Genomic DNA, 17,027 nt, shown 5'->3' on the forward strand with positions numbered 1-17,027 from the left:
GCGTACGTTGCGTCCCCCGCCGCCCGAGCCTCCGCGCGCGCCGGAGGGCATGCTCTTTGATGTGCCGCTCGCGCCGCGGACCACGCTCGGCGTCGGCGGCCCGGCTGCACGTTACGTCGAGGCGCGCACCGAGGAGGCCGTGCACGAGACGCTCGCCTGGGCGCGCAACCAGCGCCTCGACGTCACCGTGCTCGGCGGCGGTTCGAACGTGCTCGTCGCGGATCGCGGCGTCGACGGCCTCGTGCTCCGGGTCGCGGTCTCCGGCGTGAATCATGCGATGGAGGGGGATCGGGTCACGCTGACCGCGGGCGCGGGCGAGCCGTGGGATGCGCTCGTCGCGATGACCGTGGAGCAAGGCTGGGCCGGGCTCGAGTGCCTCTCGGGCATCCCGGGTGACGTGGGCGCGGCGCCGATCCAGAACATCGGCGCGTACGGGCAAGAAGCGGGCGACGTGATCACGTTCGTCTACGGCATCGATCGGCGCAGCGGCGCGACCGTGGGCATCGATCGGCTCGGCTGCCGCTTCGGCTACCGCGACAGCGTCTTCAAGCGCCGGGCGAGCGGCAGGTTCGTGATCGTCGGCGTGACGTTTTCCCTTCAGCGCGGCGGCTCGGCGGCCGTGCGGTACGCGGAGCTCGATCGGCACCTGCGCGACACGGGCGCCGGCCCTTCGCCTTCGCTCGCCGAGGTGCGCAAGGCCGTGCTGGAGCTACGCCGCCGCAAGTCGATGCTCGTCGAGGCGGGGGACGAGAACGCGCGCAGCGCCGGTTCGTTTTTCGTGAACCCGACGCTCGACGAGGCGGCCTTCGCCGAGGCCCGCGCGCGCATCGTGGCCGCGAACGTGCTCGAACCCGGCGAGAACCTCCCGCAGTTCGTCGCGGGCCCGGGTCGCGTAAAAATCCCGGCGGCGTGGCTCATCGAGCGCGCCGGGTTCAAGAAGGGAACGGGCGACGGTCCGGTGGGTCTGTCCACGCGCCACGCACTCGCGCTCGTCAACCGCGGCGGCGCGACGGCCGAGGACATCCTTCGCTTCGCGCGCCGGATTCGTGATGCGGTGCTCGCGCGTTTCGGCGTGCGGCTCGTGCCCGAGCCCGTGATGCTCGGCTTCCGGCCGGAAGAGGTCGAGGACCTCGTGGGGCACCCAACGACCTGATTTGGCGGCGTGTTCTGCCGCCGCGAAGGCGGCTACGCGCTACGCTCTCCCCGTGGTCGAACCTCTGGACGAAGGCAAGGTTCCGCAAGAGGCGCGCGACGAGCTCCCCGAAGGCGAGGAGAACGCGGAACCACGCACCTTCCGCAGCCTGCGGCCGCCGAAGCCGCTCGACGAGGACATGCTCGACGAGCTCGCGGCGCGCATCGCGACGATGCCCGAGCCCGTCGCCACGCTCGCCGTCGGCGTGGAGATCGCGCGGGCCGAGGGGGACGCGACCGGCGTGCGCAAGCGCCTCTTCGAGCTCGGGATCGGCATCGTTCGGTACGGTTTTTCGCTCGGCCTCGCCGCGCTCGTGGCGAAGCTCGGCGGCGCGGCGGCGCCGAGGCCGCTCGCAGAGGCGCTCGCGCGCGCGGCGCGGATCTCGGACGGGATGTGGTGCGAGCTCACGCGCACCATCGGCAACGCGCTGAAGCCCTACGACCCGGCGCTCGCGCAGATGCTCGCGTTCACGTCGCAGCGGCCGCTGACCGAGCTCGTTTCGGCGCGCAACGATTTCATCCATCGGGGCGGCTCCGGCGACAACGCGCTGGAGAAGCTGATGGCACTCCTCGAAAATACCGAGGCGCTCCTGTCGCTCTCGCTCCGGTGCGTGGTGTCGCTCGATCCGCTGACGTACGAGGCGCGCATGGGCACGCCGCTCCGGGGCGGGGTCTGGCGCAAGACGAAGGGCGCGCTGGCCGCGGGCGTCGAGGCAGGCGTCGCGTACGTGGTGCGCGAGGACGGGACGTGGATGCCCGTGTCGCCCTACCTGCCGCTCGTCGACAAACGGCTGCTCTTCGCGGACGGCCCGCACGCGCCGGGCAAACCGTGGCGCTGCACCGATCCGGAGATCGGCGAGCATCGGGAGCACCAGCCGGTCGACCGCGCGATCCGCAAGCTCGTGGGCGAGGACAAGAACGCGCCGCAGGAGCTCACGGACAGGCCACGCCTCGTCGGTCGGGACGCGGCGGTGAAGTCGCTCGAGCGCGCGGCGGAGGAGGCCGCGTCGGGCAGCGTGCGCATGGCGCTCGTGACGGGATCGTTCGGCGTGGGTCGGACGCGGGTCGCGGACGAGATCGTCGCGGCGGCCGCGGCGTACGGCTTCGGGCGCGTGATCGACGCGCGTTGTTCGGTCGAGCGCAGGACGCCGCTCCGCGCGCTGCGCACTGCGATCGAGGGCGTGAAGGGGCTCGGGCGCATGCGCGACGCGATCGAGCGCGCGCTCTCGGTCGAGGCCGCGATGACGCGCGCGGCGCTGGAGGCGTCGATCGAGGCGATCGAGGAGGCGCTCGTGGAGGCGAGCCTCGAAGAGCCGACGGTGCTCGACATGGACGACGCGCAGTGGGCAGACGAGCACACGCAGGGGCTTTTGCGCATGCTGACGGATCGAGCGATCCGCAAGGGACGCGGGCGGCTCTTCGTGATCGTGACCGTGCGCGACGAGCCGAACCCGAGCGTCGCGCTGCGGCGTTTCGTGGGTCGCGTCGAGCAAGGCATCGGCGCGGGCGCGACGCGCGTCATGCTCGACGCGCTCTCCTCGAAGGACGCCTCCGCGCTCGTGCAGAACGTCGCGCCGATCGCGAAGGACATCGAGCGTGCCGTGGTCGAGGGCGCGGGGGGCGTGCCGTTTTTCCTCGTGCAGCCGCTCCTCGTGTGGAACGAGACCGGCGCGCTCGTCTGGCGTGACGCGGCGTGGCGACCGCGTGACGAGTCGATCCTGCGCGCCTCGGTGCCGGGCGTGCGGGATCTTTTGCGCGCGCGGCTCGACTCGTTTTTCGATCCGGGATCGGACGGCGAGCGGGCCGCGCAGCACGTGCTCGCGTGCGTCGCGCTCTACGGCTCGGGTTTGCCGGTGGAGCAGCTCGTCGCGGCGGTGGAGGCCGCGGGGACGAACGCGCGGAGCGTGGAGCAGGCGCTCGAGCTGCTCGTGGAGTCGGGGCTGCTCATCGTGCGCGGCGAGCGGCAGGAGTACGGGTTTGCGCAGGAGATCGTGCGGCAAGCGGCGCTCGAAGACGTGCGGCAGAAGCCGTGGTTCCGCCGCATCCACCGGAGCCTGCTCGAAGCCGTGGGGCGGAGCGAGGTCGCCGAGGAGAACGCGGCGTTTCTCGCGGCGGGTCACGAGTCGCTCGGCGATCGCGAGGAGGCTGCGCGCTGGTACAGCAGGGCCGTGGCGAAGGCGCTCGCGGGCGGCGAGTTTGAACGGGCGATGGAGCTCGCGGAGAAGCTCGCGCAGGTAGCGAAGGGGGCCGAGCGCGCGCGCGCGGAGCTTCATGTGGGCGACGCGCTTTTCCGCGCGGGTCGCGCGGCTGAGGCGAAAGAGCGACTCGAAAAGATCCACCTCGACGGCGTCACGGACATGGGCGTGCGGCTCGAAGCGCGTACGCTCACGCTCGCGATCGCGGCGATCCTCCGGCATTTGCCTGCCGATCATGATCCGACGCTCGTCGCCGACGCCGATGCTCATGGCGACATGGCTCTGCGTGTCGAGACGCGCCTCGCTGTCGCGAGGCTCTCCCGGGGGCATCGCGGGCTCTCGCTTGCCGAAGCGGCGATCGGGCTCGCGGCGGCGTGCCCGCTGGAGCTCCGCTACCGCGCGCTCGGGATGAGGCTCGAGCTTTTGGCGGAGGTCGATCCGAGCGACGTGGTGAGGCTGCAACGCGCGACGGAGCTCGTGCGCACCGCTGCGCGCGAGCTCGGCTCTCCGTGGGCCGAGCTCGACGCGGACAACGCATTCGCGTGTGCTCGATCGAACGCCGGAGATTTTGCGACGGCGCTCCCTCTCTTCGAGAGCATTTCCGAGCGCGCGAAGCGGTTCAAGTTCGGGACGCTCGAACGCGAGGTCCTGGTGAACACGGCGACCACGTATCTGCGTACCGGAGATGCAGCGCGGGCTGCGAACGCCGCGAACCGCGCTGCGGAGACGTGCCGCGCCGCCGGCGACCTCGTCATGCTCGCGGGGGCGCTCTCTGTGTGTGCGGACGGTCTGCTCCGGATCGGGGAGCTCGCCCGCGCGCGCGCCGCGATCGACGAAGCCATCGAGATCATTCTGCCCGGGCGCGACTACCGAGCGACACTAGCGCTCCTGCGGCGCGTCGAGATCTGCGAGCAGAGCCATGACGAAGAGCAGGCTGCCAAGGACGCGACGACGGCCCGCGTGATCGCTCTGGAGAACGGCAACGTCGATCATGCTGCGCGAGCCGTCTTGTGGCTCGCGCTCCACGCGGCGCGATGCGCGGACCCGGGCGCGCGCGACGAACTCCAGAAGGCTGTCGAGAGCGCCAGCCAAGTCGAAGCCTCCTTGCGCCCCCCGACCCGCCGGCTCGTCGATGCAGCGCGGAAGCTGCTCGCGGCGAGCTGATGTTCGATCCCCGGGCCTTCGTTACTCGAGGATCACGACGCCCCGCGTGCGCGCTCTCTCGAGGATCACGACGCCGCGCGTCTTCGGCGCCGGCAGCTTCGCGAACTTCTCCGCCGCGTCCTTGTACGCCGCGCCCTCGCCCGTGTGCTGGAACGAGAACACCTTCAGGATGAGCCCATCCCCGGGCTCCGTGCGCGCGATGAACGACGCGGGCTTGAACCCCGGCTTGCTCCCCGACGCGCCGCCGAGGTCGAGCTCGAGCCCACGGATGCGCGGGCACCTCTCGATCCCGACGTCGCGGCACTTCGTGTCCTTCTTCGCGCCTGCCTCCGCGACCGGCAGATGCTTCATCCCGTCGAGGAGCTTGTCGTCCTTGATGCGCGTGACCTTCCCGTCCCGCACGCGCGCGAGCGCCTCGTCCAGGCTCCGCAGCGGCGTGCGCGACGCGGCGACGTAGATGTCCTCGAAGCCGAGATCCTTGTCGTTCAAACGAAACCGCGCGTCCCCGCTCGGGATGCGTGACGCCTGGCTTCCTTCGAGCGGGTTTTTCGTGCCGATCCGCTCGTCCGGGAAGAGCACCGTGAGGCCGCTGCTCGCGTTGTTCTGGAAGATGTAGACGTACGCCCGCGGCTTGACGTCGACCTTGAAGAACACGCGCGTGTTCGTCGGAAGCGGCTCGTCCGGTTTGACCGTCCGTGTCCCGCCGCCCGCGCTCTCCGGCAGCTCCGCCTCCATCGACAGGGTGATCGTCAGCTCTTCCTTGCGCTCCGCCTCCGGCACCGTGTGCTGGTAGAGCGTGTCGAGCGCGGCTTGCCGCTCCTCCTCCGAGGAGGCCTGTTTCACCGCGGCGACCATCGAGCTGACGGGGCTGAGGAGCCCGAGAAGCGCCTTCTTCTCCTTGTCGTACGTCTCCTTGTCGATCGCGCACGCGTTGTAGTCCCGGCAGAGCCGCGTGTGCGCCGCGACATACTTCTCGGTCTCCGCCGAGATGCGGCGGATCGCCACGTCCTCGAACGTCGCCGTGTCCGAGGCGAGGTTCAGGACGCCGATGTCGCCCGCGGCGAGATCACTCGAGCAATCGATGGAGGGACGGACCTCCTCGCCGCAAGCGACGCTGCCTGGGTTCTTCACCACGCACGACGCGCTGAGGAGGGCGATGCCGGCCACGGCGAGCGCACCGAGGCCGACGTGCACGAAGCTTCGGCGGTGGGACATGGCTGCCGAGGGTACGGGGAAGGGCCCGCGTTTGCGAGCCCAGCCCGTCAATTGATCGTGAAGGACTTGGTGACGCTGACGGGCGCGCCGTCGAAGGGCGGGACGCGCGCGCCGCGGAAGACGCCGGCCACGCAGCCGCCGACCGAGGTGCCCGCGAAGGGCGGGCCCTGCACCTGCGCCGAGGTCACGTTGCCGCTCGGTGCGAACGTCACCTTCACCTTGCCCGTGCCCGTCGGGCCGTCCGCCGTCTTGCAGCTCTTCGCCGCGCCGGCCGCCGAGCCGAGCGCCGAAGAGGCCGCGCCGCGGTTGAACTCCTTGCCACCCTCCGCAGGCGGGGGCTCCGCCGTGGGCGCGGCCGTCGTCGTAGGCGCCGCCGTCGTCGCCGTCGGCGCTGCCGTGTTCGTCGGCTTCGGGCCCGTTCCACCCGTGCCTGCGATCGGGCCGCCGACCTTCGCCGTGTCCGTCGTCGCGGGCGCAGCGCTGTTCGTGGTCGTGGGCGCCACTGCGATCGTGTCCGTGGGCGTCGGGGTGGGCGTCGTGGGCGCGGCGGACGCCGTGGGGGTCGCCGACGTCGTCGTGTTCTCCGTCGTCACCGGGTTCGGCGGCTGTCCGCGCAGCAGGAAGAACGCGGCCGCGCCTGCGACCACGATGCCGAGCGCGATGCCGACGACGAGGCCCGCCGAGCTCTTCTTCTGCTCGGGCACCTGCACCATCACGACCTGCGGGATCTGCGTGCCGGTCAGCGGGAGCTGCGTGCCCGTGAGCGGGATCTGCGTGCCCGTCATCGGGATCTGCGTGCCCGTCATCATGCCGGGCATCGAGGCCATCATCGGCTGCGGAGGCGGCTCCACGACGGGCGCCATGAGCGGAGGCGGCGCGAGCATCGGACCGCCGAGCCCGCCGCCGCCGAGGTTCATGATGTCGTCGAGCCCGCCGCGGCCGTCTTTCTTCTTCGGCTCGTCCTTCGTGGCGGCCTTCTCGGCCGCGGTGAGCGCCGAGAGCGAGAAGAGCACCGAGTTCTCGTTGCGCTCGCCGACCTGGTTGCCCTTCGGCCCCGCGGCAGGCGGCACCGAGGCGCGCGCGGGCTCCGGCTCGCCCTTCTGCGATCCGAAGAGATCCTGACGACCCCCCGTCTTGCGCGCCGCCGCCTGGTTGCGCGCGGCCGCAGGCGCGGCGCCCGCGCCCTCGGGCATCATGAGCGTCGCGTTCATGTCGTCTGCGGGCGGCGCTGCGGCGGGTGCTGCGCCGCTGCTGCGACCCACGGCTGACATGATCTCGGGGACCTGCGACATCGGCAGCCAGTCCGACATGCCGTCTTTCCAGACGTACGTGTCGTTCGTGACCGTGCCTGCCGCGTACGCAGCCGCGAGCGCGGCGGTCGACATCGTGCGTTGGTCGTCGTCGCCGACGTTGACCGTCCAGTCGCTGCCGCCTGCTGCGGCTGCGTTCGGATCACCTGCGAAGACGCGGGTCGCCCCGTCGTCTTCTTCTTCGTAGCCACCCTGGCCGTGTGCATCGGGCGCGGCTTCGTTCGCGTTGACGACGATGGCCGAGCCGCACTTCTTGCACTTGATCTTGACGGTCTTACCGACAACTTTTTCGTCGGCGATCGTGTACTTCGCCTGGCACGACTGACACGTAATCTTCATGGGGAAAGCTGCCCTTCCGGGTCTCGCGCACGTGCACGAACGATCGTCTTGCTCTCTCGCCGAGGACCTGCGGTCCGGTCGTTACCGGCCTCTCCGTACGCCGTCACAAAGCATAACGGTTTCGCACGAGCGCGATCAAGCAACCTACAGGTGCTCGTTCGACGTGCGAGCAAGTCACCCCGATCTACCCGACCCGGGCGTCAGCGGTTCAGGGGTACGAGCGTCGTGCCGTCTGCCCCACAGAACTGCGCCTCGGAGCCGTAGCGCTCCCCGCACGTCGGGCAGACCTTCCCCGCCGGCGCCCCCGCGCGGGTAGGGGAAGATCGTGCCGGGGCTTGGGCCTTCGGGGCCTCCGCTTCGGCTTCCGCGTCCTCCGCGTCCTCCGCGCCTGCTGCGGCTTCCGCTTCCGCCGGTGCTTCCTCGGTCAGCTCGGCGTCCGCCTCCGGGGCCGTCTCCGCCGGCCTCCGCCCGCGCCGCATCAGCACGAGCCCCGCAAAGCCGAGGGCGAAGGCGAGGCCGATCACGATCGCCACGAACGTCTGCTTCCGCTCCCGGCCCACGTCGTCCGCGACGCCCTTGCGTCCCCCCACCGCGCCCGTGGCGATCACGGCCACCGCGGCCTGCTCCGGCCCCTGCGGGTCGAGCGTGCCTGCCGAGAGGAGCGCGTCGTACTTCGTCGGGCTCGTGATCTCCACGGCGATCGGCACGCCCTTGCCGGACACCGTCGCCACGAGCTCGACGCGCCCCTCCTCGGCGCCCTCCGCCACCGTGACCGTCCCGCTCCCGTCGACGGTCACTTTCGCCGCGAAAGGACCGGGCGTCACCGTCCACGTCGGCTTGACCCAGACACCACAGCCTTCGCTGTCCGTGACCACGGTTCGGAAGGAAAAACGATCCCCTGGCCGGAGCGTCTTCTTCGCCGGATACACCTCCAGCCGCGCCGGATCTCCCGCCACCTTGCAATAGTTCGGCGGTGCCTTGGGTGCGGGCACCGCGGCGCTCGCGGCGGCGCTCGGGGGCGGGCTCGCCGGGGGGCTGGAAGGCGCGGCGCTCGCGGAGGCGCTCGCGGAGGCGCTCGGCGCGGCTTCCTCGCCGTCGCGCTTCACGAGCCCGAACGAGCGCGATCGGCTCGCCGTCGCCGTGCAGGTCACGCCCTCGGCCGTGACCTTGTGCTCCGACGTCTCCTGCATCGCGATCGACGTGTCCGTCGCCGACACCGTCGTCGTGACGGTGATGCGCTCCTTCTCGTTCGAGAGGCTGCACCGCGTCCTCCAGAACCGCCCGCCGCCCGACTGCGAGTGGCTCACGCGCCCGAGCCCCGGCGCCTGCTCCCAGCACTCGGCCGTGCTCCAGGCGCGCCCTGCGCCGACGATCGACAGCTCGCCGCCCTGCTCGCGGATCTGCACCGATCCGCCGCCCCCGCCTTGACCCCGCGGCTTCGGCCCGCATGCGTCCACCCAGCCATCGAAGGACCAGCTCTCCGATACGGAGCTCGCCGACCACGAGCCGCTCAGCGTGGGTTTGCCCTGGGCGCTCGCGCTCGCGGAGCACGCCGTCGTCGTGGCGAGCGCGAGGGCTGCGAGCGAGCGACGTGCGAAGGAACGTGTGCAGCGCACGGCCGAGCACCGTAGCAGATCGACGGAGAACGTGGACGGAGAGGACCGCGTGATCCTTGCGATCCTTTTGCAGTTGTATTGCGCTGGTGATACGGCTTTTTCAGGCTTCCGCGCAACCGCGCCTTCAAGATTCGCCTGACGAGGTCCGAGACATGACGACCCTTGGCTTGCTCACCGGCCTGCGTCGCCGCCCCGTCGCGACGCTCGTGGCGCTCTCCGCGCTCCTTACCGCCGCGCCCGCGATCGCACAGACCACGGGCACCGATCGCATCCCTGCGTCGAACGGCGAAGGCGCCGACCTGCACCTCTTCCGGCCCGCGGTCGACTCGCGTGGCTTCTTCACGGTCAACGGCGCGAGCGTCTTGCCCGGCGGCGCCATCAGCTTTGGCCTCGTCCTCGACTACGGCAGGAACCTCCTCGAGCTCGCGCCCGGCCACGGCGCCGACTACCTCGTCGACCACGCCCTGCAGGGCACGCTGAGCTTCAACTACGGCATCGCCGATCGGCTCGTCCTCGGCCTCACCGCGCCCGTCGTCCTCAACTACGGCACGAGCGTCACCGACATCGGCCCCGGCGGCACCGGCAACTACGACGACAACGGCCTCACCGCGGAGGCCCTCGGCCACATCGCCGTCCACGGAAAGCTCCGCCTGCTCTCGCCCGACGGCCCCATCGGCCTCGCCCTGCTCGTGCAAGGCGGCTACGGCATCGGCGGGCAGCGCAACTTCGGCGCCGATGCAGGCTTCTTCTACTGGCCCCAGCTCATCGTCGAGAAGCAGTTCGGCAAGACGAACGTCGTGCGCCTCGGCCTGAACGCCGGCTACCGCGGGCACACCGGGGAGAACGCCACGTTTGGCCTCGATCGAGCGGGCGCGCCGCAGCTCGCCTCGGGCGTCTTTCAGTACAACAACCTCGGCACCGGCGGCTTCGCGGCGAGCGTCCGCATCGGCGACAAGTTCGACATCACGGCCGAGACCTACGCGAGTTACCTCCTCGCCGGCGCCTCCGACGCGAAGCAACGCTTGAGCGCCGAGGTCCTCGGCGGCTTCAAGATCTTCATCCAGAAGAACTCGTACCTCTCGCTCGCGGGCGGCATCGGCTACCTGCCCGGCTTTCAGTCCGCCTCGCAGCGCGGCATGCTCGCGTTCGTCTTCGAGCCGTTCGAGGAGGACCGCGACAAGGACGGCATCCCCGACGACGTCGACCAGTGCCCCGACGAACCCGAGGACCGCGACGGCGACGAGGACACCGACGGTTGCCCCGAGCAGGATCCGGTCGACGAGCCCGTCCAGGTTCGCAGCGGCGATCGCGACGGCGATGGGATCCTCGACGCGGAGGACGGCTGCCCGGACAACGCCGAGGACAAGGACGGCTTCGAGGACACGGACGGCTGCCCCGAGGACGACAACGACAAGGACGGCATCCCCGACGTGCGCGACAAGTGCATCAACACGCCGGAGGACAAGGACGGCTTCAAGGACGACGACGGCTGCCCCGAGGACGACAACGACGCCGACGGCATCCTCGACGGCGTGGACAAGTGCCCGGACGAACCCGAGACCTTCAACGGCAAGGACGACGAGGATGGCTGTCCTGACAAGGGCAGCGTCATCGTGCAGGACAACAACGTCCTCATCCTGGACAAGATCCTCTTCAAGACGGGCAGCGCCGAGATCCTCGCGCAGTCGTTCCCGATCGTGGACGCGGTCGCCGCGACGCTGAAGGGCAATCCGAGCTTGAAGCTCCTCGAAGTGCAGGGCCACGCCGACGTGCGCGGCGCCGAGTTCGCTAACGTGAAGCTCACGCAGGCCCGCGCCGAGTCCGTGGTGAAGGCGCTCATCGAGCGCGGCGTCGACGCGAGCCGCCTGCGCGCCGTGGGCTACGGGCCGTTCTGCCCCATCGATCCGGCGAGCAACGCCGTCGCGTGGGAGAAGAACCGCCGCGTCGAGTTCAAGATCGTCCGGACCGATGCAGGCCCGACGGGCGTCGAGCTCGGCTGCGAGAAGGCGCGATCGAAGGGGATCTCCTCGCCGGCGCCCTGAACGGGATTCCTCTCGGAGAATCGAGCCCGCCTCCCATAACGCTTCCTATTGGCGAGATCGAGCGCCCTGCAATGCGCGTCATCGTCGCGCCGCAAGGTGCCTCGTTGCTTTATCGTCTCGTCATGAAGAATTTCCGCGCCCTTCCTGCTGTCCTCCTCGGGCTGTCTTCGATCCTCGTGGGGTGCATCGGCGAGAACGAGGACGTCGTCTTCGTGGAGCCTCGCATCGAGGCGCCGGCCGCCGACGTCAAGGTCGGCGTGCTCGGCGTCGCGGTGAGCGGCGATTTCAAGCTCACGCTCGCGCTCGGGCCACGCGCGAGCGGGCCGAGCACCGTGCAGCTCGGCGCGGTCGCCATCACCGACGCGCCGAACCAGCAGTCCATCGTGTCGGGTCTCTCGCTCACCTCCACGAAGCCGTTCCCCGTCACCGTGCAGCCGGACAGCGAGGTCACGATCGACTTCCTCCTCGACAAGATGATCCCGGAGGGGGCCGTGGACGCGCTTTGCCTGCCCGCGGGCATCCGGATCGCGGCGACGATCCAGGACAGCCTCGAGGTCGGCGCGACGTCCGTCGCCTCCGACGTGTTCAAGCCGACCGGCTGCATGTAAGGCCGTAGGAAGAAGACAGGCCGGTCTTCCGCGCGCTACATTTCCGCCCGCGAGGTTCGCGATCGATGGCACACGACGACGCACGCACGCTCGACGCCGACGAGCGGCGCTTCACGAACGGCGGCGGTGGGGAGAGCCTGGGGCTCGACGACGAGGGCTTGCGCGCGCTCCGTGTGGCGATCGCGGCATGGCGCATCGGCCCCGTCGCCGAGGCCGAGCGCAAGGTGCGCCCGCGCCTGGAAAAGTTCACCACCTGGAGCGGCCTCGAGGTCCTCGACGTCGCCACGCCGGCCGACAAGCGCGTCCACTACAAGGGCGACCTCGGCCTGCCCGGCGAGTACCCGTTCACGCGCGGCGTCCAGCCGACGATGTACCGCGGCAAGCTCTGGACGATGCGCATGTTCGCCGGGTTCGGTACGCCCGAGCAGACGAACCAGCGCTTCAAGTACCTGCTCGCCGAGGGCCAGACAGGCCTCTCGACCGCCTTCGATTTCCCGACCTTGATGGGATACGACTCCGATTCGCCGCGCTCGCTCGGCGAAGTCGGCATGTGCGGCGTCGCGGTCGACACGTTGCGCGACATGGAGGTCCTCTTCGACGGGATCCCGCTCGACAAGGTCACGACCTCGATGACCATCAACGGGCCGGCGATCGTGCTGCTCGCGTTCTACATCGCGCTCGCCGACAAACGCGGCATCCCGCGCGACAAGATCGGCGGCACGGTGCAGAACGACTGCCTGAAGGAGTTCATCGCGCAGCACGCCTGGGTCGTCGGGCCGCGGCCCGCGATGCGCATCGTGACCGACATGATCGAGTTCTGCGCGCGCGAGGTCCCGCGCTGGAACAGCGTCTCGATCAGCGGCTATCACATCCGCGAGGCCGGCGCGACGGCCGCCCAGGAGCTCGCCTTCACGATCGCGGACGGCCTCGCCTACGTCGAGAGCGCCATCACGCGTGGGCTCGACGTCGACGACTTCGCCCCGCGCCTCAGCTTCTTCTTCGACGTGCACAACGATTTCTTCGAGGAGATCGCGAAGTTCCGCGCGGCACGGCGTATGTGGGCGCGCTTCATGCGCGAGCGGTACGGCGCGCGCAAGGCCGAGAGCCTCAAGCTCCGCACGCACGCGCAGACGGCGGGCGTCTCGCTCACGGCGCAGCAGCCGTACAACAACGTCGTGCGCGTCGCGCTGCAGGCGCTCGCGGCCGTCCTCGGGGGCACGCAATCGCTGCACACGAACTCGCTCGACGAGACGTACGCGCTTCCCACGGAGGAATCGGTCACGATCGCGCTGCGGACGCAGCAGATCATCGCGCACGAGAGCGGCGTCGCGAACACGATCGACCCGCTCGGCGGCAGCTATCACGTGGAATGGTTGACCGACAAGCTGGAGGCCGAGGCGCTCGACTACATCCGCCGCATCGACGAGATGGGCGGCATGGTCGCGGCCGTGGAGAAGGGGTATCCGCAGCGCGAGATCGCGGCCTCGGCCTACCGCTTCCAGCGCGAGGTGGAGGACGATCAGCGCGTGATCGTGGGCGTGAACAAGTTCGTCGCGTCGGAGGAGAAGAACATCCCGCTCCTCAAGATCGACGAGGCGGTGCAGCGCACGCAATGCGAGAACCTCGCCAAGGTGAAGGCGAGCCGTGATGCTTCGGCCGTGCGCGAGGCGCTCGCGGCCGTGCGCGAGGCTGCGCGGGGCACGTCGAACCTCATGCCCCCGATCATCGCCGCCGCGAAGGCCTACTGCACCGAGCAGGAGATCTGCGACGTCCTGCGCGAAGTGATGGGCACGCACTCCGATCCCGCCGAGTTCTGAGCGGGCCCTGGGCCCCGGGCCGCGAACCCGAACGATCCCACCAGAGAAGAAAATGCTTGCCCCGAGCGAGCATTCCTACGTAAACTAAGACCACTGCCGGCCTGTCGTCCCACTCGAATTGGGCGATGGAGTCATCGTCGATTCAGAGCCGCACGACATTCGGAGCCTCCCATGGAAGCTTCTCTTGGTCGGTTTTTGGCCGATATGGCCCTCGATCCGTCCCATTTGGCCGCGTTCCTCCAGGATCCCGAGGCGTTGATGAAGCGGGTGAACCTGGGTGAGGAAGAGCGCCTCGTCGTTCAGAGCGCGAACCCCGCGTTGATGTCCGACTGGCTTTGCACGGAGCGCGGAGGACCCGCCTCGGCCCCGTGGAACTGCCCGGTTCTCGCCGTCTTGTTTTGAGCCACGCCGGCGAGGGCCCCTCGTTCGTCACGGAGGGCTCTCGGGCGTCTCGCCGCATTCCGTACGCCCGCAGGTGAGCTTGCGTGCGCTGCTGCCTGTCGAAAATTTGCCGCTCAGCATGTTCTTAGCGAACCCGGCCGCACCGGGTTAGCATGACGCCATGCGCCTGCGCCCGGGCGATACCTTCGACCGGTACGTGATCGAAGCGCTCCTCGGCGAGGGGGGCATGGGCGAGGTGTATCAAGCGCGCGACGTCCGCCTGCAGCGCCGTGTCGCGCTGAAGGTCCTGCGCAAGGACGCCGCGGCCGATCCCGAGGGCTGGCAACGCGCCCTCGTCCGCATGCTCCGCGAGGCCCGGGCCGCCGCGGCGCTGAACCACCCGAACACCGTCTCCATCTACGACATCGGCGAGGCAGAGAATCTGCCCTACCTCGCGATGGAGCTCATCGAGGGCCTCTCGCTCCGGCGCTTGATCGGCGGCGGCGCCTCGATCTCCACGCGGCTCGGGTGGCTGCTCGACGTGGCCCGCGCCCTCTCCGCCGCCCACCGCGCGGGCCTCGTCCACCGCGACGTGAAGCCGGAAAACGTGATGCTGCGCGAGGACGGCGCCATCAAGGTCCTCGACTTCGGCATCGCCCGGCGCGTGCGCCTCGACGCCGACGAGGCCGCCTCCACCCAGCGCGGCACGGAGATCGGGAACAAGATCGGGTCGCTACGCAGCGCCGACACGGTCACGAGCGAAGGCGTCATGGTCGGCACCCCGGCGTATATGTCGCCCGAGCAGCTCACGGGAGATCCGGTCGACGCGCGGACGGATCAGTTCGGTTGGGGCGTGCTCGCGTACGAGCTCATCACGGGCCGCGTGCCCTTCGGCGCGAACCTCGAAGGCATCAAGCTGCTCTCGTCCATCTTGCAGGACGAGCCCCCGTCGCTCGACGGCCTCGTGCCGTCGGTGATCGAGCGTGTCCTCAAGCGCACGGTCGCGAAGCGCAAAGTCGACCGCTTCTCCTCGATGGATCTCGTGGTCGACGCGCTCGCGCCTTATGTCGCGTCCGAGCACGCGGGCGGCCTGCACGACGTCGTGATCCCCGGGCCCGACTCCGCGCAGCCGGAGACCCTGGCGCCCGAGGACGTGGCGCCGAACGCGCGCGTGCTGCCGCTCGGGCCGAGGATGTCCAGGGTCGCGATCGCGACGAAGTCGGAGTCCGCGCCGCCACCCGCGCGCGCCACGCCTGCCACGCACACGATGCGCTCGCCGGACCTCGACAAGGCCGGGCGCCTCACGCCGGCGCCGCCCGCGCCCGTCGTGCGCGTGGAGATGTCCAGCCATGCGGGGAAGACCACGACGGCGGCGATGACCACACTCGAATCGCCGGCCCTGGCGACGGCGGCTCCGCCGAAGCTCGGGCGGCGGTGGCCGCGCTGGTCGATGTTGGGCCTCGGCGCGATATGGGTCGTGGCCGCGGCGGTGTGGGGGACCTTCTGGTATCGGAAGAAAGTTGCGCCCCCGCCCGTGGCCACGATGGCGCCCCTGCCTGCGCCCACGCCGATCACGGAGCTGCCCATTTCGGGATCGTCGAACCCTGCAGCGATCGCCGCGTTTCGGGAGGGTTTGCAGGCCTTGCGGGACGCGTCCTGGGAGTTCGCGCGGGGGGCGTTCGAGCGCGCGACGAAGGCCGACAATGGGTTTGGCGCGGCGTATCTGCGCCTCGCGCTCATCGAGCGGTTCCTCACCGACACGGCGAGCACGCGGCTCGCCTTCCAGCGCGCCGTGCAGCTCCGGAGCACGATGACGGAGCGGGATCAGGTCCTCCTCGACGCGCTCGAACCCCTCCTCCAGCGAGATCCTCCGGACGTGAACGAGACGGTCAAGCGGATCGAGGACGCCTCGAACCGATATCCGCGGGACGCCGAGCTCGTCAATTTGCTGGTGTCGCTGCAGATGCGCGCCGAGCCCTCGCGGCTCCTCACGCTGACCGACCGATGCCTCGAGCTCGATCCGAAATACGCGGATTGCTGGCATGCACGGTCGTTTTCGCTCTTCCGGATCGGAAAGGAGCGGGAGGCGCTCTCGGCGCTCGATCGTTGCGTCGAGCTCGTGCCGGCGGCGGTGGATTGCCTGCGCGAGCGGGTCCTCGCGCGGAAGTATCTCGGGCAGTGCGACATGCTCGAAGCGGACGTGCGGCAATGGATCACCAAGGATCCGAGCTCGGCGATCGCCCACAACGAGCTCGCCGGGGCCCTGCAGGCCGGCGGGCAGCAAGGCCCCGCCGTGAAGGCGGCCGTCGAGCAGGCGGCGAGGAAATTCCGGGATCAGGGGCGCATCGAGGAGGCCGGCCGGCTGCGCATTCATCATGCGGTCATCTCCGGCGACTTCGAGGCCGCCGAGCGCATCGCGCGCGAGCTCGAACAAGACATCGCCGACGAATCCCTGGAGGAGAAGCACATCGTCCCGGCCCTCGCGCTCGTCCAGCTTTATGGGGAGCTCGGCCAGGACAAACGCGCGGCCGAGGTGGCCGATCGATTTCTCGCGCAACGCTCGGCGTGGACGCAGCCGGTCGTCCGGTCGATCTGGTGGGATCCGACGGTCGCGTTCCTCGAAGCGAAGCGGCGGGGGGGCGGGTTCGACGCCGTGCAATTCACCCTGGCGCGCGCCTCGTGGGAGAGCAGCTTCGCGAGCAGCACGAACGACATGAAGCAGGCCTCGATCTGGTTCGTCGGGTACGCCATGCCTGCACGAACGGAGGCCCAGGCGCGGGAGGCGCTCGCGGCGCAGCCCGCGCTCCAGCCGGCGACCTTTTATGCGCAAATGGCGCCGCGGGTGGAGATGTGGCTCGGCGGCGTCCATTACCTGGCCGGCGACGTCGAGCGCGCCTTGCCGCACCTCGAAGTGGCCGCCCGCTCCTGCACGGCCCTCGACGAGCCCATTCTCCACACCGTCGCGACGTATCGCCTCGGCGTCGCGCGCGAGCAGCGAAACGACAAACAAGGCGCGTGCTCCGCGTATCGAGCCGTGCTCGATCGCTGGGGGCGCGCGAAGGGCTCGGTCACGGCCCAGGGCGCCGTGGCCCGGGCAAAAGCGTTGAAATGCGTCGAATGAGGCACGAGCCCGGCGCATGCCACGGGAG

10 protein-coding genes are annotated in these 17,027 nt (G+C 70.0%); 7 read left to right on the forward strand and 3 right to left on the reverse strand.

Annotation, left to right across the window (positions count from 1 at the left end):
• The first annotated feature begins 7 nt into the window (after window positions 1-7).
• A complete protein-coding gene (locus POL67_RS02395; RefSeq protein ID WP_271915120.1) occupies window positions 8-1,153 on the forward strand; it encodes a UDP-N-acetylmuramate dehydrogenase in 1,146 nt (381 codons plus the stop codon).
• A 52-nt stretch (window positions 1,154-1,205) separates the two neighbouring features.
• Window positions 1,206-4,550, forward strand: coding sequence for an ATP-binding protein (locus tag POL67_RS02400; RefSeq protein ID WP_271915121.1), 3,345 nt, complete (start codon window positions 1,206-1,208; stop codon window positions 4,548-4,550).
• A 21-nt stretch (window positions 4,551-4,571) separates the two neighbouring features.
• On the opposite strand, the gene POL67_RS02405 is transcribed toward POL67_RS02400, so the two are convergent.
• The 3 genes from POL67_RS02405 to POL67_RS02415 all read right to left on the reverse strand — a co-directional run bounded on the left by POL67_RS02405 (window position 4,572) and on the right by POL67_RS02415 (window position 9,030).
• A complete protein-coding gene (locus POL67_RS02405) occupies window positions 4,572-5,765 on the reverse strand; it encodes a DUF4384 domain-containing protein (RefSeq protein ID WP_271915122.1) in 1,194 nt (397 codons plus the stop codon).
• A gap of 47 nt (window positions 5,766-5,812) precedes the next feature.
• Window positions 5,813-7,414: a zinc-ribbon domain-containing protein gene (locus tag POL67_RS02410; RefSeq protein ID WP_271915123.1), complete on the reverse strand. Its 1,602-nt coding sequence runs from the start codon at window positions 7,412-7,414 to the stop codon at window positions 5,813-5,815.
• A 200-nt stretch (window positions 7,415-7,614) separates the two neighbouring features.
• Window positions 7,615-9,030 (reverse strand): hypothetical protein, encoded by a 1,416-nt coding sequence (locus POL67_RS02415; protein WP_271915124.1) that lies wholly within the window; start codon window positions 9,028-9,030, stop codon window positions 7,615-7,617.
• A 152-nt stretch (window positions 9,031-9,182) separates the two neighbouring features.
• Here POL67_RS02415 and POL67_RS02420 point away from each other — a divergent pair, with 152 nt between their 5' ends.
• The 5 genes from POL67_RS02420 to POL67_RS02440 all read left to right on the forward strand — a co-directional run bounded on the left by POL67_RS02420 (window position 9,183) and on the right by POL67_RS02440 (window position 16,999).
• Window positions 9,183-11,072 carry an OmpA family protein gene (locus tag POL67_RS02420; protein ID WP_271915125.1) on the forward strand — a complete coding sequence of 630 codons (1,890 nt, stop codon included), beginning with the start codon at window positions 9,183-9,185 and terminating at the stop codon, window positions 11,070-11,072.
• A 122-nt stretch (window positions 11,073-11,194) separates the two neighbouring features.
• The gene (locus POL67_RS02425) at window positions 11,195-11,680 is read left to right on the forward strand and encodes a hypothetical protein (RefSeq protein ID WP_271915126.1); all 486 of its coding nucleotides are present in this window, start codon (window positions 11,195-11,197) and stop codon (window positions 11,678-11,680) included.
• A 65-nt stretch (window positions 11,681-11,745) separates the two neighbouring features.
• On the forward strand, window positions 11,746-13,497 hold the full coding sequence (locus POL67_RS02430) for an acyl-CoA mutase large subunit family protein (RefSeq protein WP_271915127.1): 1,752 nt from the start codon (window positions 11,746-11,748) through the stop codon (window positions 13,495-13,497).
• A 171-nt stretch (window positions 13,498-13,668) separates the two neighbouring features.
• Window positions 13,669-13,899, forward strand: coding sequence for a hypothetical protein (locus tag POL67_RS02435; protein ID WP_271915128.1), 231 nt, complete (start codon window positions 13,669-13,671; stop codon window positions 13,897-13,899).
• Between the two features lie 160 nt (window positions 13,900-14,059).
• Complete coding sequence (locus POL67_RS02440) at window positions 14,060-16,999, forward strand: protein kinase domain-containing protein (protein ID WP_271915129.1); 2,940 nt, start codon at window positions 14,060-14,062, stop codon at window positions 16,997-16,999.
• Window positions 17,000-17,027 lie beyond the last annotated feature (28 nt).

The organism is Polyangium mundeleinium, from assembly GCF_028369105.1.
GTDB lineage: Bacteria > Myxococcota_A > Polyangia > Polyangiales > Polyangiaceae > Polyangium > Polyangium mundeleinium.